Annotated in this window: 16 protein-coding genes and 2 pseudogenes; 8 read left to right on the top strand and 10 right to left on the bottom strand. The window is 70.2% G+C overall.

Features of this window, described 5'->3' with window-relative positions:
* From cysC to GFH49_RS31175, 3 genes are all read right to left on the bottom strand, one after another.
* Positions 1-450: adenylyl-sulfate kinase (gene cysC, locus GFH49_RS31185; protein WP_155059412.1), on the bottom strand; the 450-nt coding region annotated here is incomplete at its 3' end.
* Between the two features lie 135 nt (positions 451-585).
* Positions 586-1,398: a PaaX family transcriptional regulator gene (locus GFH49_RS31180; protein WP_155059411.1), complete on the bottom strand. Its 813-nt coding sequence runs from the start codon at positions 1,396-1,398 to the stop codon at positions 586-588.
* Between the two features lie 15 nt (positions 1,399-1,413).
* On the bottom strand, positions 1,414-3,069 hold the full coding sequence (locus tag GFH49_RS31175) for an AMP-binding protein (protein ID WP_155059410.1): 1,656 nt from the start codon (positions 3,067-3,069) through the stop codon (positions 1,414-1,416).
* Positions 3,070-3,182: 113 nt separating this feature from the next.
* Between GFH49_RS31175 and GFH49_RS31170 the strand changes: the two are divergent.
* The 3 genes and pseudogenes from GFH49_RS31170 to GFH49_RS31160 all read left to right on the top strand — a co-directional run.
* A pseudogene (locus tag GFH49_RS31170) lies at positions 3,183-3,588 on the top strand (acyl-CoA dehydrogenase family protein); the annotation flags it as partial.
* 560 nt (positions 3,589-4,148) lie between these two features.
* A pseudogene (locus tag GFH49_RS31165) lies at positions 4,149-4,886 on the top strand (acyl-CoA dehydrogenase family protein); the annotation flags it as partial.
* On the top strand, positions 4,883-5,281 hold the full coding sequence (locus GFH49_RS31160) for a RidA family protein (protein WP_155059409.1): 399 nt from the start codon (positions 4,883-4,885) through the stop codon (positions 5,279-5,281). The pseudogene GFH49_RS31165 and the gene GFH49_RS31160, both read left to right, overlap by 4 nt.
* A 7-nt stretch (positions 5,282-5,288) precedes the next feature.
* Here GFH49_RS31160 and GFH49_RS31155 read toward each other — a convergent pair whose 3' ends face one another.
* Positions 5,289-5,483, bottom strand: coding sequence for a DUF5999 family protein (locus GFH49_RS31155; protein ID WP_155059408.1), 195 nt, complete (start codon positions 5,481-5,483; stop codon positions 5,289-5,291).
* A gap of 238 nt (positions 5,484-5,721) precedes the next feature.
* On the opposite strand from GFH49_RS31155, the gene GFH49_RS31150 reads away from it, so the two are divergent.
* Together GFH49_RS31150 and GFH49_RS31145 are read left to right on the top strand one after the other, a co-directional pair.
* Positions 5,722-6,198, top strand: coding sequence for a DUF6299 family protein (locus tag GFH49_RS31150; RefSeq protein ID WP_155059407.1), 477 nt, complete (start codon positions 5,722-5,724; stop codon positions 6,196-6,198).
* A 164-nt stretch (positions 6,199-6,362) separates the two neighbouring features.
* A complete protein-coding gene (locus GFH49_RS31145; RefSeq protein ID WP_155059406.1) occupies positions 6,363-7,163 on the top strand; it encodes a VOC family protein in 801 nt (266 codons plus the stop codon).
* A gap of 97 nt (positions 7,164-7,260) precedes the next feature.
* Here GFH49_RS31145 and relB read toward each other — a convergent pair whose 3' ends face one another.
* Both relB and GFH49_RS31135 read right to left on the bottom strand, forming a co-directional pair.
* Entirely contained in the window at positions 7,261-8,790 is a 1,530-nt protein-coding gene (relB, locus tag GFH49_RS31140; protein WP_155059405.1) for a type II toxin-antitoxin system RelB family anti-toxin, read from the bottom strand.
* Between the two features lie 64 nt (positions 8,791-8,854).
* Positions 8,855-9,052: a DUF4236 domain-containing protein gene (locus GFH49_RS31135; RefSeq protein ID WP_155059404.1), complete on the bottom strand. Its 198-nt coding sequence runs from the start codon at positions 9,050-9,052 to the stop codon at positions 8,855-8,857.
* A 260-nt stretch (positions 9,053-9,312) separates the two neighbouring features.
* On the opposite strand from GFH49_RS31135, the gene acnA reads away from it, so the two are divergent.
* A complete protein-coding gene (gene acnA, locus GFH49_RS31130; RefSeq protein ID WP_155059403.1) occupies positions 9,313-12,030 on the top strand; it encodes an aconitate hydratase AcnA in 2,718 nt (905 codons plus the stop codon).
* A 486-nt stretch (positions 12,031-12,516) separates the two neighbouring features.
* Here acnA and GFH49_RS31125 read toward each other — a convergent pair whose 3' ends face one another.
* The 4 genes from GFH49_RS31125 to GFH49_RS31110 form a co-directional block, all read right to left on the bottom strand.
* Positions 12,517-13,941: a HAMP domain-containing sensor histidine kinase gene (locus tag GFH49_RS31125; RefSeq protein ID WP_155059402.1), complete on the bottom strand. Its 1,425-nt coding sequence runs from the start codon at positions 13,939-13,941 to the stop codon at positions 12,517-12,519.
* Positions 13,938-14,630 carry a response regulator transcription factor gene (locus GFH49_RS31120; RefSeq protein ID WP_155059401.1) on the bottom strand — a complete coding sequence of 231 codons (693 nt, stop codon included), beginning with the start codon at positions 14,628-14,630 and terminating at the stop codon, positions 13,938-13,940. Before GFH49_RS31120 ends, GFH49_RS31125 begins: the two co-directional genes overlap by 4 nt.
* A gap of 189 nt (positions 14,631-14,819) precedes the next feature.
* On the bottom strand, positions 14,820-15,479 hold the full coding sequence (locus GFH49_RS31115; RefSeq protein WP_155059400.1) for a response regulator transcription factor: 660 nt from the start codon (positions 15,477-15,479) through the stop codon (positions 14,820-14,822).
* An 80-nt stretch (positions 15,480-15,559) separates the two neighbouring features.
* Positions 15,560-16,870 (bottom strand): sensor histidine kinase, encoded by a 1,311-nt coding sequence (locus GFH49_RS31110; protein WP_155059399.1) that lies wholly within the window; start codon positions 16,868-16,870, stop codon positions 15,560-15,562.
* A gap of 189 nt (positions 16,871-17,059) precedes the next feature.
* Here GFH49_RS31110 and GFH49_RS31105 point away from each other — a divergent pair, with 189 nt between their 5' ends.
* A complete protein-coding gene (locus GFH49_RS31105) occupies positions 17,060-17,272 on the top strand; it encodes a hypothetical protein (protein ID WP_155059398.1) in 213 nt (70 codons plus the stop codon).
* 420 nt (positions 17,273-17,692) lie between these two features.
* Positions 17,693-19,081: an erythromycin esterase family protein gene (locus GFH49_RS31100; protein WP_155059397.1), complete on the top strand. Its 1,389-nt coding sequence runs from the start codon at positions 17,693-17,695 to the stop codon at positions 19,079-19,081.
* The last annotated feature ends 68 nt before the right edge of the window (positions 19,082-19,149 follow it).

The following is a 19,149-nucleotide window of genomic DNA, read 5'->3' as shown; positions in this document are numbered from 1 at the left end:
CTCGTACGGGTCGTCGACGCCGGTCAGCCCGGTCAGCTCGCCCGCGGCCTGCTTGGCGTACAGGCCCTTCACGTCCCGCTCGCTGCACACCTCGACCGGGGTGGCGACATGCACCTCGATGTACGGGGTGTCGCTCGCGTCGTGCCGCTTGCGCACGGCCTCGCGGCTGTCGGCGTACGGCGCGATCACCGGGACGACCGAGAGCACGCCGTTGCGGGCGAGGACCTCGGAGACCAGGCCGATGCGTTGCACGTTCGTGTTGCGGTCCTCGCGGGAGAAGCCCAGGCCGGCGGAGAGAAAACGCCGTATCTCGTCGCCGTCGAGGACTTCTACGCGATGTCCCTCGGCCTTCAGTCGCTCACCGAGATGCCGGGCGATCGTCGTCTTACCCGCACTCGGCAACCCGGTGAGCCAGACGGTGGCTCCCTGAGCCCTTGCCGTGGTGGTCATGCGTCAGAATCCTCTTTCTTTACCCCGCGTAGTGAGTGGACGCTAGGTAAGAACTTTGAGAAGAGCGATAGAACAACCTAAGGGTTCCATTAGTGACGCGTGATGTGGGTGGGATCACACAATCCGTGGGTGAGGTCACACTCCAGCGAAGCTCGCCCCCGCGTCCCGCAGCCGCTCGTGCAGTCCCCGGAACACCGCCGCGGAGCGGGCGCCCGGCCAGTCGGCGGGCAGCAGGTGCGCGGGCAGTCCAGGGTCGGCGTAGGGGAGGTGGCGCCAGGAGTCCAGGGCGAGCAGGTAGTCGTGGTAGGCCTCCTCGGGCGGGGTGTCCGTCCGTTGCTCCCAGTCGTGCAGCACGCGCGCGTGGCGGTCGAGGAACGCCTCGTGCTGCTTGGCGATCGCGGCCAGATCCCACCAGCGGGCGACCGCCTCCAGGGTCGGCGCGTAGCCGAGGTGGTCGCCGCGGAAGAACTCGACGTACGGGTCGAGCCACAGCCGCTGGAGGGTGTGCCGGGCCTCCTCGTACAGCCGGGCCGGGGCGATCCACACCCCCGGGGCGGCGGTGCCGAAACCCAGCCCGGCCAGCCGCGAGCGCAGCACATGCCGCTTCTGCCGCTCCGACTCGGGCACCGAGAACACGGCGAGCACCCAGCCCGCCTCCTCGGGCGCCGTGGTGGCGTAGATGCGCCGGTCGCCGTCGTCGAGCAACTGGCGGGCGTCCGGCGACAGTTCGTACCCGGCCGCGCCCTGCGCCGTACGGGCCGGCACCAGCAGCCCGCGCCGTTTGAGCCGTGATACCGACGAGCGTACGGAGGGCGCGTCCACGCCCACTGCTGCGAGCAGCCGGATCAGCTCGGCGACGGGCACCGGGCCGGGCATGAAGCGACCGTACGCGCCGTAGAGCGTGACGATCAGGGACCGTGGGGCATGCTGGTCGGACACGTTGATCATCTTAGGTCGTCGATATCACCGCTGGTCACCTTCGGTGTGCCGCCCCAGGTCCCGGTCGGCGTCGGCGCGCAGCCTGAAGCGCTGGAGTTTGCCGGTCGCCGTGCGCGGCAGCGCGTCCAGGAAGACCACCTCGCGCGGGCACTTGTAGGGCGCCAGTTCCGCCTTCACGAAGCCGCGCAGCGCCTCGGCGTCCCGCCGTGCGCCCTCCCTGAGCACGGCGTACGCCACCACGACCTGTCCGCGCGCCTCGTCGGCCCGCCCCACCACGGCCGCCTCCAGCACGTCCGGGTGACGCAGCAACGCGTCCTCCACCTCGGGTCCCGCGATGTTGTAGCCGGCCGAGATGATCATGTCGTCCGCGCGGGCGACGTAGCGGAAGTAGCCGTCAATCTCGCGGACGTAGGTGTCACCCGTGATGTTCCAGCCGCCGCGCACGTACTCCCGCTGCCGCGGGTCGGCGAGATACCGGCAGCCGACCGGGCCGCGCACCGCGAGCAGTCCCGGCTCGCCGTCGGGCTGCTGGGCACCGTTCTCGTCGACCACGCGCGCGTGCCACCCCGGTACGGGAACTCCCGTCGTCCCGGGCCTGATGTGCTCGTCGGCCGCCGAGATGAAGATGTGCAGCAGCTCGGTGGCGCCGATGCCGTTGATGATGCGCAGCCCGGTCCGCCCGTGCCAGGCCCGCCAGGTGGCGGCGGGCAGGTTCTCGCCGGCGGAGACACAGCGGCGCAGCGCGGAGATGTCGTACGAGTCGAGCTCGTCGAGCATCGCGCGATACGCCGTCGGCGCGGTGAACAGCACCGAGACGCGGTGTTCGGCGATCGCGGGCAACAGCTGCTTGGGGCCCGCCTGTTCGAGCAGCAGTGCGCTCGCGCCGGCCCGCATCGGGAAGATCACCAGCCCGCCGAGACCGAAGGTGAAGCCGAGCGGGGGACTGCCGGCGAAGACGTCGCCCACATGTGGGCGCAGCACATGCTTCGAGAAGGTGTCCGCTATCGCGAGCACATCCCGGTGGAAGTGCATGCACCCCTTCGGGCGGCCGGTGGTGCCGGAGGTGAAGGCGATCAGCGCGACGTCGTCGGCAGCGGTGTCCACGGCGGTGTACGGCGTGTCGGGCGCCGTCCGGTGCAGCAGGTCGTCCGGGGCGTCACCGCCGTACACCGCTATCCGCAGCCCCGGTATCTCGGCCTTGGCGAGGTCGTCCAGGGTCCGGATGTCGCACAGCGCGTGCCGCACCTCGGCGATCTCGCACATGGTCCGCAGCTCCTGCGGCCGCTGCTGGGCCAGCACGGTCACCGCGACCGCGCCCGCCTTCAGCACCGCCAGCCAGCAGGCGGCCAGCCAGGGAGTGGTGGGGCCGCGCAACAGGACGCGGTTGCCGGGGACGACACCCAGGTCACCGGTGAGCAGATGGGCGAGCCGGTCGACGCGGGCACGCAGTGTGCCGTACGACCATGTGGCGCCGTCCGGCGTGTGGAACACCGGCCGGTCGTCGTCCGGCCCGGCGAGCAACTCGGCGGCGCCGTTCAGCCGATCGGGGTAACGCAGCTCCGGCAGATCGAAGCGGAGTTCGGGCCACTGGTCGGGCGGTGGCAGATGCTCGCGCGCGAAGAAGTCGACGTGGGCCGAGGCCGTCGGCCGCGCGGTGGCGTCGGCGTCCGGGTAGTCCATGGCGGTTCGCCCCCTTGGTGTGGTGGGCGTGCCCAACGAGCGTATCGTGTTGGTGACGGCAGTCAACGGTGCGCGATACCGTCGTCGGAGACGCACGGGAGAGGGGACCGGCGATGTCCGCATTCTCACTCGAACCGCAACAGATCGCCTGGTGTGCCGAACTGCGCACGCTGGCCGCCGAACGGCTGCGTCCGCTCGCGGAGAAGGGCGAGCCGGGCCGGGTCAACCGTGCGCTCGTGGCCGAGCTGGGCCGACTGGGGCTGCTGGAGCGGCTGTTCACCTCCGGCGCGGTCGACCTCTGTCTGATGCGGGAGTCCCTCGCGTACTCCTGCACCGAGGCCGAGACCGCCCTGGCCCTTCAGGGCCTGGGCGCCCACCCCGTCCACGCCTACGGCACCCCCGCCCAGCGCGCCCACTGGCTCCCCCGGGTGAGCGAGGGCACAGCGGTCGCCGCATTCGCCCTGAGCGAGCCGGGCGCGGGATCGGACGCGGCGGCGCTGACGCTGCGAGCGGATCCGCAGCCGCACCCCACTCACCCGGCCGACTCCCCCACCACCGACCCCGGCGGCTCCCGCGCTGCCGCCCCCGGCGGCTCCCGCGCTACCGTCCCCGGCGGCTCCCGCGGTGCCGTCCCCGGCGGCTCCCGCGGTGCCGTCCCCGGCGGCTCCCGCACCACCGGCCCCGGCGGCTCCCGCACCACCGGCCCCGGCGGCTCCCGCGCTACCGTCCCCGGCGGCTCCCGCGGTGCCGTCCCCGGCGGCTCCCGCGGTGCCGGCCCCGATGGCTCTGTGGCTGCTGCCGAGTCTGGTGGCTTCATCGGTGTCGGGCCTGGAGGCTCACGTGCTGCTGGTCCCGGTGGTTTCACCGGTGTCGGCCCCGACAGCTCAGCCACCACCGTCCCCGGCGCCACCCCCGCCGATTTCGATGGCTCAGGTGCTGCCGCCCCCGGCGACTCCCGCGCTGCCGCCCCCGGCGGCTCCACCCCCGGCGGCCCCAACGGCACCCCCCTCACCGATCCCACCGGCACCCCCAGCGCCGATCCCACCGGCACACCCAGCGCCGATCCCACCGGCACCCCCAGCGCCGATCCGGACGGCCCCGCCCGGTGGCGGCTCACCGGTGAGAAGTGCTGGATTTCCAACGCTCCCGAGGCTGACTGCTACACCGTCTTCGCGCGCACGACCCCCGGTACCGGCGCCCGCGGTGTCACCGCTTTCCTCGTGCCCGCCGACCGTCCCGGCCTGACCGGCGCCGCGCTGGAGATGCTCTCCCCGCACCCCATCGGCACGCTGGTCTTCGATGCGGTGCCGGTCACCGTGGACGACGTGCTCGGCGAGGTCGACCGCGGCTTCCGCGTGGCCATGGGCACCCTCAACCTCTTCCGGCCCAGCGTCGGCGCCTTCGCGGTCGGCATGGCGCAGGCGGCCCTGGACGCGACCCTCGCCCACACCGCCGAACGGGACGCCTTCGGCGGTAAGTTGAGGGACCTGCAGACCGTCGCCCACCAGGCCGCGGAGATGGCGCTGCGCACGGAGGCGGCCCGCCTCATGGTGTACGCGGCGGCGACGGCGTACGACGAAGGCGCCCCGGACGTCCCGAAGCGCGCGGCGATGGCGAAGCTGCTGGCCACCGAGACCGCGCAGTACGTCGTCGACACGGCCGTCCAACTGCACGGCGCCCGCGCCCTGCACCGTGGCCACCTGCTCGAACACCTCTACCGCGAGGTGCGCGCGCCACGTGTCTACGAGGGCGCGAGCGAAATCCAACGGAGCATCATCGCCAAGGAGTTGTACGCATCCGCCGGGGAGGCCCCGTGACCGCCGAGCGAGTCGATCCGCCCGACCTCTCCCCGCCCACCGGCTTCTCGCACGCGGTCGTCGCCACCGGCTCCCGCATCGTCTTCCTGGCCGGCCAGACCGCCCTCGACGCCGACGGCAAGGTCACCGGCGCCACCCTCCCGGAACAGTTCGAGCAGGCCCTCACCAACCTGTTGACCGCTCTGCGCGCGGCGGGCGGCACCCCCGCCGACCTCGCCCGCGTCACCGTCTACGCCACGGACGTCGCCGCGTACCGCGCCCACGCCGCCGAACTGGGCCGCATCTGGCGCAGGTCGGCCGGGCGGGACTATCCGGCGATGGCGGTCGTGGAGGTCGTACGCCTGTGGGACGCGGCGGCGCTGATCGAGCTCGACGGGTTCGCCGTACTGCCGTAGGAACCGGTCAGGCGGCGACGGCCAGCCGCTCCACCGGCAGCCGGTGCGGGGCCACGACGCGGCCGTCGGGAAGCAGTTCGCCGGTGTCGTCGAAGACGATCGCGCCGTCGCACAGCAGGTTCCAGCCCTGCTCCGGGTGGGCGGCGACGATGTGCGGGGCGTTGCTGTCGGCCGAAGGGCACGAAGGCTGGTGGGAACACATGGCGTACCTCCACATGGGTCCGGCCGTCCGTGGACGAGCCCTATGGACAGACCATGCGCCGGCCGTGAAGTGAGCGGAACAGCCGGCCGCCAAGCGTGACAACACGCGGACAACACCCGGACGGTTCCACGACGGTCGGCGCGGACTCGCCACCGAAGGAGTGAGGATCACGGCCGCGGACGTACCGGTGGAATTAGATGTGGAAAGCCTTATTCCGTTTCATTCGGGAGTTCCCGCCATGCCCGTACGCCCTGTTCCAGCCGTCCTCGCCGCCGCCGGCGCCACGCTGCTCCTGCTGGCCGTCGCCCCGTCCGCCCTCGCCGCCCCGCCCGCTCCCGCCGACACCAAGGAAATGGTGACGGTCGACAAGACCGCGCGCATCGCCTCCGACGGGACCGTCAGGATTTCCGGCACCTACCGCTGCCGCAACAACGTCGGCCCGGTCTTCGTCAGCTCCAACGTCGGGCAGGGCACGAGCTCCTCCGACAGCCTCGGGTCCGTGACGGTCCGTCACGCCATCGGCGGCACCCACGCCGTGTGCGACGGCGCCAAGCACCGCTGGGAGAACACCGGCAAGCCCGCGCCGCGCACGCTCAAGGCCGGCAAGGCCAAGGTCGAGGCCACGCTGATGGAGCTGCGCCCCTGGGGCGGACTGCCCCTGATGCCCCACTTCCACGCCCAGCTGCAGCAGGACGTCACCCTGGCCAAGGGCTGACGCACGCCGGCGACGTCACGCTGTCGCGCCTCCTCCCGGCCGGGAGGAGGCGCGACAGCGTTTATGGACGAGTGCCCTGAGACCCTTCGGGCGGACCGGCCGAGGGGCGAGTGTCAGTGGTGGATGTCACGCTGAGGTCACAGGCTCTGCGAAAGGGAACCACCGTGATCACCACAGATTTCGTCCCCGGCTCACCCTGCTGGCTCGACCTCGGCGCCCCCGACGTCCCGGCCGCCGCGGCTTTCTACAGCGCCGTCCTCGGCTGGGACTACGAGTCCATGGGCGAGGGCGAGGACATGGAAGGCGGCATGTTCCGGAAGGACGGCAAAATCGTCGCCGGGCTCGGCAAGCTCAGCGAGGAGGGCGCGCGCTCGGCCTGGATGATCTACTACAGCGTCGCCGACGCGGACGCCACCACGCAGGCGGTGCAGAACGCGGGCGGCACGGTGCGGGTCGCCCCGATGGACCTCGACGAGTGGGGCCGGATGGCGCAGTACAGCGATCCGCTCGGGGGCCAGTTCGCCGTCTGGCAGCCGGGGACGAACAACGGCGTCGAGCTGGTGGACGACCCGGGCTCGCTGTCCTGGACCGAGCTGTACACGAGCGACGCCGAGGCCGCGAAGGAGTTCTACGGCGGTGTCTTCGGCTGGCAGTTCAGTGACATGGAACTGCCGGGCGGTGGGGGCACGTACTCCCTCATCACCCCGGCCGGACTTCCCGAGGAGCGCATGCACGGCGGGCTCATGGAACTCCCCAAGGAGAACCTCGCCCTGGCGAACGGACGGCCGTACTGGCACCCGGTCTTCGCCGTCGCCGACTGCGACGCCGCGGTCGCCAAGGTCACCGGGAACGGCGGCAGCGTGCAGATGGGCCCGGACGACGCGGAGGGCGTCGGCCGGCTGGCCGTCTGCCTCGACCCGTCGAACGCGGACTTCGTGGTCCTCACCCCGGCCAGCCCGAGCTGAACCGCGGTTCTCCATGCTCATGCTGGCCGGCGTGTGTGAACGGCACCTTGCGGAGTACGCGTCGGCGGCTGAGGCGAGGCACTCGGCGAGCGTCGGTCTAGATGTCCCGGAAGATCTCGATCTGCGCCCCCACCGAGTTGAGCCGCTCCGCCAGATCCTCGTACCCCCGGTTGATGACATACACGTTCCGCAGCACGGACGTGCCCTCGGCCGCCATCATCGCCAGGAGGACGACGACGGCGGGACGCAGGGCCGGTGGGCACATCATCTCGGCGGCACGCCAGCGGGTGGGGCCCTCGACCAAGACGCGGTGCGGGTCGAGGAGTTGGAGGCGTCCGCCGAGGCGGTTGAGGTCCGTCAGATAGATCGCCCGGTTGTCGTAGACCCAGTCGTGGATGAGGGTCTTGCCCTGTGCGACGGCCGCGATGGCGGCGAAGAAGGGGACATTGTCGATGTTCAGGCCCGGGAACGGCATCGGGTGGATCTTGTCGATCGGCGCCTCCAGCTTGGAGGGCCGAACGGTGAGGTCCACCAGCCGGGTACGGCCGTTGTCGGCGACGTACTCCGCCGACCGGTCGTGGTCGAGGCCCATCTCCTCCAGCACCGCCAGCTCGATCTCCAGGAACTCGATCGGCACCCGGCACACCGTCAGTTCCGACTCCGTCACCACGGCGGCGGCCAGCAGGCTCATCGCCTCGACCGGGTCCTCGGAGGGGGAGTAGTCGACGTCGACGTCGATCGTCGGCATGCCGTGCACGGTGAGCGTCGTGGTGCCGATCCCCTCGACCTTGACGCCGAGCGCCTCCAGGAAGAAGCAGAGGTCCTGGACCATGTAGTTGGACGACGCGTTGCGGATAACGGTTACGCCGTCATGCCGCGCGGCGGCCAGCAGCGCGTTTTCGGTAACCGTATCCCCGCGTTCGGTCAGCACGATCGGCCGCACGGGGGAGACGGACCGGTCCACCTGAGCGTGGTACAGCCCCTCGGTGGCGGCGATGTCGAGCCCGAAGCGCCGCAGGGCGATCATGTGCGGCTCGATGGTCCGGGTGCCCAGGTCGCAACCGCCCGCGTACGGCAGCTTGAAGCGGTCCATACGGTGCAGCAGCGGACCGAGGAACATGATGATCGAGCGGGTACGGCGGGCCGCCTCGGCGTCGATCGCCTCCAGCTCCAACTCGGCCGGCGGCACGATCTCCAGGTCCACGCCGTCGTTGATCCAGCGAGTGCGGACCCCGATCGAGCCCAGCACCTCCAGCAGCCGGTACACCTCCTCGATGCGCGCCACCCGGCGCAGCACCGTGCGCCCGCTGTTGAGCAGCGAGGCGCACAGCAGTGCCACGCACGCGTTCTTGCTGGTCTTCACGTCGATGGAGCCGGACAGCCGGCGACCACCGACCACGCGCAGATGCATCGGGCCCGCATACCCGAGAGAGACGATTTCACTGTCCAGCGCCTCACCGATGCGGGCAATCATCTCAAGGCTGATGTTCTGGTTGCCCCGTTCGACGCGGTTCACCGCACTCTGACTGGTGCCGAGCGCCTCGGCGAGTTGCGACTGCGTCCAGCCCCGGTGCTGCCGGGCGTCACGGATGAGCTTGCCGATGCGTACGAGGTAGTCGTCTGCCATGGGCTTGAGGTTATCTCAGATATGAGATGGCGCGCGTTGAGGGATCCATTCGGGTGACGGGCCGTCAACGCCGCCTGGCGGTACGGGTACGACGCCATCCGAACGGTCCGGGCAAATCCACTGATGTCGTGCGACGTCCTGTGCTGCTGCGTGTGTGTCGCGGACCGTGCCCGCCACCGGTGGTGATGGACCAGGAGCGCCGGTTGATGTTCAGCCGCACCCCCGGCAGGATCCGGAAACTCTTACGGAACGTGAGGGGCATCCGTGCCTCCTTTCGTCCCGTACCGGATACCCGGAACGGATGCGGGCATGGCAGATCACGGTGGGCCGGGCATGACCATCCGGCCCTCATGTACTAGAGTTATCTCGACATCGAGATATCTGCCGAGGCGTACCGCAGTCGCACGCTCTCATCGGTCTGGCACTAAGGGCTACCTAACTTAGCCTTACCTTAGCGGATCGGCCAAGACGTCGTGGCGGCAGGATGCGGTGGGAACGCGCACATCAAAGAAGGAGACTGTCGTGTCGGCGAACAGCTTCGACGCCCGCAGCACGCTGCAGGTGGGCGACGAGTCGTACGAGATCTTCCGGCTGGACAAGGTGGAAGGCTCGGCCCGCCTTCCGTACAGCCTGAAGGTGCTGCTGGAGAACCTGCTCCGCACCGAGGACGGCGCGAACATCACCGCCGACCACATCCGCGCCCTCGGCAGCTGGGACTCCCAGGCCCAGCCGTCGCAGGAGATCCAGTTCACGCCGGCCCGCGTGATCATGCAGGACTTCACCGGCGTGCCCTGTGTCGTGGACCTCGCGACCATGCGTGAGGCCGTGAAGGAGCTGGGCGGCGACCCGGCCAAGGTCAACCCGCTCTCCCCGGCCGAGCTGGTCATCGACCACTCCGTCATCGCCGACAAGTTCGGCACCAACGACGCCTTCGCGCAGAACGTCGAGCTGGAGTACGGCCGCAACCGCGAGCGCTACCAGTTCCTGCGCTGGGGCCAGACCGCCTTCGACGACTTCAAGGTCGTCCCGCCGGGCACCGGCATCGTCCACCAGGTCAACATCGAGCACCTCGCCCGGACCGTCATGGTGCGTAACGGCCAGGCCTACCCCGACACCCTCGTCGGCACCGACTCGCACACCACCATGGTCAACGGCCTCGGCGTCCTCGGCTGGGGCGTCGGCGGTATCGAGGCCGAGGCCGCGATGCTCGGCCAGCCGGTCTCGATGCTCATCCCGCGCGTCGTCGGCTTCAAGCTCACCGGTGAGCTGACGCCCGGCACCACCGCCACCGACCTCGTGCTCACCATCACCGAGATGCTCCGCAAGCACGGTGTGGTCGGCAAGTTCGTCGAGTTCTACGGCGAGGGCGTCGCCGCCACCTCGCTCGCCAACCGCGCCACCATCGGCAACATGTCGCCGGAGTTCGGTTCCACGGCCGCGATCTTCCCGATCGACGACGAGACCATCAACTACCTCCGTCTCACCGGCCGCAGCGCCCAGCAGCTCGCGCTCGTCGAGGCGTACGCCAAGGAGCAGGGCCTCTGGCTGGACCCGAAGGCCGAGCCGGACTTCTCCGAGAAGCTGGAGCTTGACCTGTCGACGGTCGTCCCGTCGATCGCCGGCCCGAAGCGCCCGCAGGACCGCATCGTCCTCGCGAACGCCGCCGAGCAGTTCAAGCTGGACGTGCGCAACTACGTCGACGTCGTCGACGAGGCCGGCCAGGAGTCCTTCCCGGCCTCCGACGCCCCGGCCGTCGCCCCGAACGGCGCCCCGTCCAACCCGGTCACCGTCACCGCCCCCGACGGCTCGACGTACGAGATCGACCACGGTGCGGTAACGGTCGCGGCCATCACCTCCTGCACCAACACCTCGAACCCGTACGTCATGGTCGCCGCCGCGCTCGTCGCGAAGAAGGCCGTGGAGAAGGGCCTGACCCGCAAGCCGTGGGTCAAGACCACCCTCGCTCCGGGTTCGAAGGTCGTCACCGACTACTTCGACAAGGCCGGTCTGACGCCGTACCTGGACAAGGTCGGCTTCAACCTCGTCGGCTACGGCTGCACCACCTGCATCGGCAACTCCGGCCCGCTGCCGGAGGAGGTCTCCAAGGCCGTCAACGACCACGACCTCGCCGTCACCTCGGTCCTGTCCGGCAATCGGAACTTCGAGGGCCGTATCAACCCCGACGTCAAGATGAACTACCTGGCGTCCCCTCCGCTGGTCGTCGCGTACGCCCTCGCGGGTTCCATGAAGGTGGACATCACGCGTGACGCCCTGGGCATCGACCAGGACGGCAACCCGGTCTTTCTCAAGGACATCTGGCCCTCCGAGGCCGAGGTCAACGACGTCGTGGCCAACGCCATCGGCGAGGACATGTTCAACAAGTCCTACTCCGACGTCTTCGCCGGCGACGCCCAGTGGCAGTCCCTCCCGGTCCCGACCGGCAACACCTTCGAGTGGGACACGGAGTCGACATACGTCCGCAAGCCCCCGTACTTCGAGGGCATGACGATGGAGACCACCCCCGTCTCCGACATCACCGGCGCCCGTGTCCTGGCCAAGCTGGGCGACTCGGTGACGACGGACCACATCTCGCCCGCCGGTGCCATCAAGGCCGACACCCCGGCCGGCAAGTACCTCACCGAGCACGGTGTGGAGCGCCGCGACTTCAACTCGTACGGTTCCCGCCGCGGCAACCACGAGGTGATGATCCGCGGTACGTTCGCCAACATCCGCCTGCGCAACCAGATCGCGCCGGGGACGGAAGGCGGTTACACCCGCGACTTCACCCAGGACGGCGCTCCGGTGTCGTTCATCTACGACGCCTCCCGCAACTACATCGAGCAGGGCATCCCGCTGGCCATCCTGGCCGGCAAGGAATACGGTTCCGGCTCGTCCCGCGACTGGGCCGCCAAGGGCACCGCGCTGCTCGGCGTCAAGGCGGTCATCGCCGAGTCGTACGAGCGCATCCACCGCTCCAACCTCATCGGCATGGGCGTCCTGCCGCTGCAGTTCCCGGAGGGTGCGTCCGCCGAGTCCCTCGGCCTGAGCGGCGAGGAGACCTTCTCCTTCGCCGGCGTCGAGGAGCTCAACAACGGCACCACGCCGCGCACGGTCAAGGTCACCACCGACACCGGTGTCGAGTTCGACGCGGTCGTCCGCATCGACACCCCCGGTGAGGCGGACTACTACCGCAACGGCGGCATCATGCACTACGTGCTGCGCCAGCTTGCCGGTTCTTGACCTGATGTGAACGAGCGCCCTGCCCCTGCCCCTGCATCTCGCGGGGAGCGGGGCACTCGCGCTCGACGGTGCGGAAGACGCCGCCTGTGACCATGATCGCAGGCGATCTGTTCCGGAGCGGAGCTGCGCATCCTAAGACGACGAAGAACCCCTCACCTGGTACCAGGTGAGGGGTTCTTCTGTCCTTGCGAGCGTGTGGCGAACGAGCGCCGCTGGCGATGTGCTGCGGCTGCGTGTCGTCGCCGTCGCTCAGCCGGAGGATCGCGACGATGCGATCGACCTGCTCCGAAGTCAGCGGAGCAGCATCCTCAGCAAGCCTCTCGCCAGCCTTCGTCAGTCGCGGGCGGTGTCGCAGGCCATGTGGCGGAGCCACCTGTCCTGCGGCGCCGTGCGGCGAGCATGCGTGCCGGGCGTCGGGGCGCCGGCGGGGAACTCAGAACAGGCCCTGGGGGAAGGTGCAGGAGCAGGCACGGACTCACCATGTGTTCACGGGACTTCGACACTCACATGATCACCGGGACGGGGAAGGTCGACCCGCAGCAGCGCGCCACCGCGTGCGGAGCGGGCGACGGTGGCCCGGCCGCCGTGGGCGTCGACGACCCGCTGCACGATCGACAGCCCCAGACCGGATCCCGGCAACGCCCGGGCGCTGTCGGCACGGTAGAACCGGTCGAACACCCGCGGTACGTCGGCGGCGTCGATGCCCGGCCCGGCGTCGTCGACCTCAAGCACGACCGACGCGCCCTCGGCACGGAGCCGGACCTGGACCGGCTGGTCCGCGGGGGACCACTTGCCGGCGTTGTCGATGAGGTTGAGCACCGCCCGCTCAAGCGCAGCGGGACGCCCGCTCACCCACGCAGATGTCACGTCGAGCGCGACCTCGATGTCGGGCACGCGGGAACGCGCACGGGCCGCGGCGGCCACCACCACGTCGGCGAGGTCGAGCACCTCGGTGCTCTCGTCGCTGACGTCACCGCGCGCCAGGTCGGTCAGCTCGGCGGTAAGGGTGCTCAACTCGGCCACCTCGGCGCCGAGATCGTTGAGCAGCCGGGTCCGGCTCTCCGCCGGCAGCGCGCTGTCCAGGGTGCCGCGCCGATCGAGCCGGATCAGCAGCTCGACGTTGAGGCGCAGGCTGGTGAGCGGGGTCTTGAGCTCGTGGGCGGCGTCCTCGGCGAGCAGCCGCTGGGCCCGCTGGGAGTCCCGGAGCGCAGCGAGCATGTCGTTGATCGACTGGATCAGCCGCCGGATCTCCCCACCGCCCTCATCCGGGATGTCGGCGTCGAGATCCCGGGTGTGCGCGACACGTACCGCGGCGGCGGTCAGCCGGTCGATCGGTGCCAGCCCGGTCCGCGCCACGGTCCGCCCGACAAGGGCGCCGCCGGCCACGCAGAGCAGCCCGATCAGCAGCATGCCCAACCCGAACCGGTTGATCGGGCTGTCGTCGGCGACGCGGGCCACCTGGACCGCGCCGTCGCCCGCCCGCAGCGTGTAGATGAGGTAGCCGTCCTCGTCGCTGTCGCTCGACTCCATCAGGTCGGCCGACGCGCCCTGCGCCACGCGCCCGGCGTGCTCGCTGACCGGGGGCAGCGCGGGTTGGCCGGCCGGCGTCCGGGTCGAGCCGTCGGGCAGGATGACCCGCACCAGCTGACCGGATCCGGGATACGGCGGTAGCTGGACCTGCGCCAGACCGGCGCGCTCCGCGTTCGTCGCCAGGACACGGGAGTCGGCGCGTAACTGATTCTCGGCGGTGTCCCGCAGCTCCCAGTCCAGTAGCTCGCTGGCCACCTGGAAGGCCGCGAACACGCTGACCGCGATGGCCGTCGCCGCGATCACCGTCAGCCTGGTCCGCAGGGACTGCCGGCGCCACCATCGGGTCAGCCGGCGCGGTTCCCGGCCGGCGGGCCTGCTCACGGAGGAGTCTCCCGCAACGTGTATCCCAGGCCGCGCAGCGTGTAGATCAATCGCGGCTCACCCTCGGCCTCCATCTTGCGGCGCAGGTAGCTCACGTATACCTGGAGGTTGTTGGCGGTGGAGCTCATGCCCCAGCCCCAGATCGCCTCGAACAGCGCGTCGCGGGTCAAGACCCGGGTCGCGTTGCACATGAGGACCTGCAGGAGGGAGAACTCGGTCCGGGTCAGGTGCAGCGGTCGCCCGCCCCGCCACGCCTCGAACCTGTCGGGATCGAGCCGGACGTCGGCGAACGACAGGATCTGCGACTCCTCGTCGGTCGGCGTGCGCCGGCGCAGCAGGGCCCGCACCCGGGCCAGCAACTCCTCGGTGGCGAACGGCTTGGGCAGGTAGTCGTCGGCGCCCGCGTCCAGCCCCGTGACCCGGTCGGAGACCTGGTCACGGGCTGTCAGCATCAGCACCGGCAGATCCCGGCCCGCGGCCCGCAACCGCCGGCAGGTCTCCAACCCGCCGAGGCGGGGCATCATCACGTCGAGGAGCAGCAGATCCAGCGTGTCACCGCCGGCCCCACCGACCCCGTCGAGCACGGCGAGACCGTTGGCGACGGTGCTGGTGTCGTAACCCTCGACCTGGAGCACCCGCTCCAGCGACTCACGGATGGCCGCGTCATCATCCGCGATCATGATCCGCACGCCGGCCCAGCCCCCTTCCAGTCGATGTTTTTGCCGCTCATTGTCCCCGGTCAACCTGAGGCCAGGATTAGAGCGTCGCTGGGGACCGCGCTCTTACCCGGGTGGAGGAGCTGTTGGCGGAGGTCGCCACGTAAGGGAGTCGCCGGCCGGTCAAGGGACGAGGATGCTCTTGGCTGCACCGACACCACCTCAAGCCAGCCGCCGTAGATCCTCCAGATACCGCAGGACGGCCGCGACCCGGCGGTCCACCTGGTCCGTCGGAGACAGATCGAGCTTCGCGAAGATGCTGCGGATGTGTTTGTGGACGGCGCCGTCGGTGACGACGAGTTTCTCGGCGATGGCAGAGTTCCCCAACCCCTCGGCCATCAGGGCGAGTACGTCCCGTTCGCGGGGGCTGAGCCGTTCCAGGCGGGTGTCCTGGCGGGAGCGGGTGAAGAGCTGGGCGACGACCTCCGGGTCGATGGCGGTGCCGCCACCAGCCACGCGCCGCAGCGCGTCCAGGAACTCCTCGACCCGGCCGACCCGTTCCTTGAGCAGATAGCCGAGGCCGTTCACCCCGCCGCCGAGCAACTCGGTGGCGAAACTCTGCTCGACGTAGGCGGACAGCACGAGCACAGCGAGGTCGGGCCGTCGGCGCCGGGCCTCGACCGCGGCGACGATCCCCTCGTCGGTGTGGGTCGGCGGCATCCGTACGTCGAGGACGGCGACGTCCGGCTTGTGCACGTCGATGGCGACCAGCGCCTCGTCGGGGGTGCCCGCGGTGGCCAGCACGTCGAGCCCCTCGGCGCGCAGCAGCAGGGCGAGCCCCTCACGCAGCAGGGGATCGTCCTCGGCTATCACGATCCGCATGTCAGGCTCCACAGGGTCCACAGGTCGGGCTCCACAGGTCGGGCTCCACAGGTCGGGCTCCACAGGTCGGGCTCCGGTCATCACGATCCACAGGGAAGATCCACTGTCAGGACGGTCGGGCCACCGGGCGGGCTGGTCAGGGTGAGGCCGCCGTCGTGCGCCGCGATGCGGCGACGGATGCCGGTGAGCCCGGAGCCGCCGTCCTCTTGCCCGGAGCCGGAAGCCCGGGAGTCACCCCCGGCGCCGCCCCTGCCGTCGTCCTCGACGGACAGCACGAGTCGGCCCCCGCCGCCGCGTGCCGTGACGACGGCGTGCCGGGCGCCGCTGTGCTTGGCGATGTTGGTCAGGGCTTCGGCGACCACGAAGTAGGCGGTCGCCTCGACGGAGGCGGCGCAGCGTTCGGGCACGTCCACGTCGATCCGGCAGGGCACCGCGCAGTTCGCGGCGAGACCGGAGAGCGCGCCCGCGAGGCCCCGGTCAGCCAGCACCGGCGGCTGGATGCTGCGGGCGACGGTACGCAGCTCGGCCAGCGCCTGTTCGGCGGCGGACTGGGCGCGTTCCAGGAGTTCGCCGGCGCCCGCCGGATCGCGGGCCACCATGCGGCGGGACGCCCCGATCAGCACGGCGACGGAGACGAGCCGGTTCTGCGCACCGTCGTGCAACGAGCGTTCGATGCGGCGCAGTTCGGTGGCGTGGGCGTCCAGAGCGGCGGCACGTGTGGCGGTCAACTCCGCGACGCGCAGGGAGAGATCGACGTCGGGACCGGCCGACAGGAGCCGTCGCCCGAGGCCCGCCTGGAGCCGGGCCATACCGGGCGTCAGCCCCAGGATGATGGCGATCCAGCCCACGCCCAGAAGCATCACGGCGACCGCGTCCGGCCAGGTGTGTGCGTTTCCGATGCCCACGGAGGTGGCAGTCGCGCTTTCGGGTATGAACGTCCAGTACAGCGGGAAAGCGGTGTCCCGCACCGCGAGGACCGGCAGCACCACGCCGAGCAGTCCGAGCAGCGCCCCCACGGTGGAGTGCCGGACCAGCCAGCCCAGTTCGCGGCAGGTGGTGCGGTCGACGAGGGCGGCCCGCAGCCGCGTGGGCGGGGGCTCCGGGGCGGCGACCTCGGGGTCCCAGCGGGCGAGCCGGCCGCGTTCCCGGCCGGCCAGGGCGTGCAGGGTGCGCAGGATCGCGGGTGCCATGAGCAGCCCGACGCCGACGACGCTCGTCGCGGCGGTGAGAGTCAGCCACAGCAGCAACAGCATGGCCAGCAGAGCCGTGTTGAGCCCGGACGCCAGCTGGGCGATCGCCTCACCGGCGGCGCTCAGGCTCCGTAGCGCGATGTCCTTGAAGCTCTCGCGGCTCTCGCGCCGGTCTGCCGCTCCACTCCTGCCCGCTGTCATGCGAACGACTTTATGTCGTCGGCGAGTTCGCCGTCGCCCAAGCGGCGGGGCAGTACAGCCTGCTGTACCCCGAACCGGGCGGGCTGCGGGATCGGCCGCCAGAGGTGCTGATCCATAGCGTTGATGACGACAGCAGGAACGGCACACGGCCACCGCAGGGCCACCCCACAAGACTCCGGAGCAGCCGCCATGCAGCACACGACGACCCCCGAACCCGCCGACCGGCTCAGCTCCGGGGACATCGCCCGCACCCTGCTCTGGATGGTGGTGGTGGCCGGCGCGCTCGCGAACATGGCGGCCTCCTTCGGCGGCGCCGACACCTGGGTGCACCTGGTGTGCGGCGCGATCACCGTCCTGTGCGCGGGCACTCTGGTCGTACGGAACCTGCGGGGCCGGCGATGAACGCCGTCGCCCCCGGCCATCGCCCTGGAGGGCATCAGCTAGGCATACCCGGGCGGCGTACGCGCCCTTGCGTCCGACCGTCCCGGGGTTGGGCGGAATTCTTTCCGACGGACTCGCGGATCCCCGGCAGAACGGCTGATCAGGCCGTGACGGCACCCGCTTGGGAGCCGTCACGGCCATTCCCGCCCGCAACAGGTCCGGTGTGCTGTCGGCACCGTGATCCGAGGCCGGGCCCGGCATACTGCCGGGCCCGGCCTTCGTCGTCCCTGTATCCGCTCATCGCCCACGACCGGCTCCACCAGGCGGCAAGGCCACGACGTAGGGGGGGGTAGCCCGAGTCCCGGGGTAGTACCTGCGGTACCGCGGGACGGGCAGCACACGGGTTGGTGACGGACTCTATGCACACGGAAATCTACAGGCATGACGCGACGCAAGGCAGTAATCATCCCCTCGGTCCTGCTCTCCCTCAGCGCGCTGACGGTCGCCACGCCTGCCGTGGGCGCTACGGCGCACGGTTCGCCGGCCCCGGCCTCGAAGGCATCCTCCTCCTGGCAGGGCGGCGAGAGTGTGGTGGCCGGCATCGACCGCAGCTCCCACGCCCTGCGGACCACGAACCCCACGGGCAGCCTGCGCGACCTCGACGCGCTGGGCCGCATGCTCAGGGGCGCCGAGGTGGTGGGACTGGGCGAGGCCACCCACGGTTCGCGGGACTTCTTCCGCATGAAGCACCGGGTCTTCCGCTATCTGGTCGAGGAGAAGGGCTTTCGGACCTTCAGCCTGGAACTCCCCTGGAGCAGCGGTGTGCGGATCGACGAGTACGTGGTGCAGGGCAAGGGCGACCTCAAGGACATCGCCCGTGAGGAGTTCCAGGGTTCCTACCGGATCTGGAACAACCAGGACTACATCGACCTCATCACGTGGATGCGCGACTACAACCTCCACCACCCCGGCGACCCGGTCCGTTTCATGGGCAACGACACGGGCTATGCCGGCCCGGAACTGTACGCACGGGTCATCGACTACGTATCGCAGAAGTACCCGCAACTGCTGGAGCAGGTAACCGAGTTGTACCGCGGTCTGGCCCCGACCACCGACGCCGGCACCTTCGCCGAGGAGTACGCCAAACTGCCGCTCGCCGAGCGCCAGGAGCGGGCGGAGCGGACCCGGAAGGTCTACGACCTCCTGCGCGCACAACGCCCCGGCCCCGGTGACAAGCAGGACCATCTGTGGATGACACAACACGCCCTGGCCATCCACCAGATGGCCAGAGGCTTTGCCTTCGACCTCGGCGACGAGGACCAGATCGCCCAGATGATGAAGCTCCGCGACCAGGTGATGGCCGAGAACGTGGAGTGGTGGCGCCGGAACACCGGGAACAAGATTCTGCTGTCGGCCCACAACACCCACGTGTCCTACGACTCGTTCGACACGCGGTACCCCAAGACCCAGGGCTCCTTTCTCCGCGACGCGCTGGGCAGCCGCTATGCCAGCATCGGCTTCTCGTTCTGCAAGGGTTCCTTCAACGCGTTCGGCACCGACGACAACGTGATGCGCAGCTACCACGTGGACGGCGCGAAGCCGGACTCCAACGAACAGACCTTGGACAAGGCCCGCCGGGACGACTACATCCTCGACATGCGCACGGCCCCCGAACCGGTGCGCACATGGCTGGACAAGGAGCGTGCCACCTGGAACATCGGCGCCGGATGGCCCGACCCCGTGGAATACACGGCCGCACTCGGCAAGGCCCACGACATCGTCATACACCTGCACGAAATCCAGGCCACCACATACCTCGGCGCACCCTGACACCCCGCCACCAGCACACCTGACGGAGGGCCGCAACGCCGCCATCCACGCCGGCCCCACGACCGGAA

This window comes from Streptomyces blattellae (assembly GCF_009709555.1).
In the GTDB taxonomy this organism is placed as follows: domain Bacteria; phylum Actinomycetota; class Actinomycetes; order Streptomycetales; family Streptomycetaceae; genus Streptomyces; species Streptomyces blattellae.
Note: the sequence above shows the minus strand (reverse complement) of the source record. Positions and strands in the feature narration are given on the sequence as shown.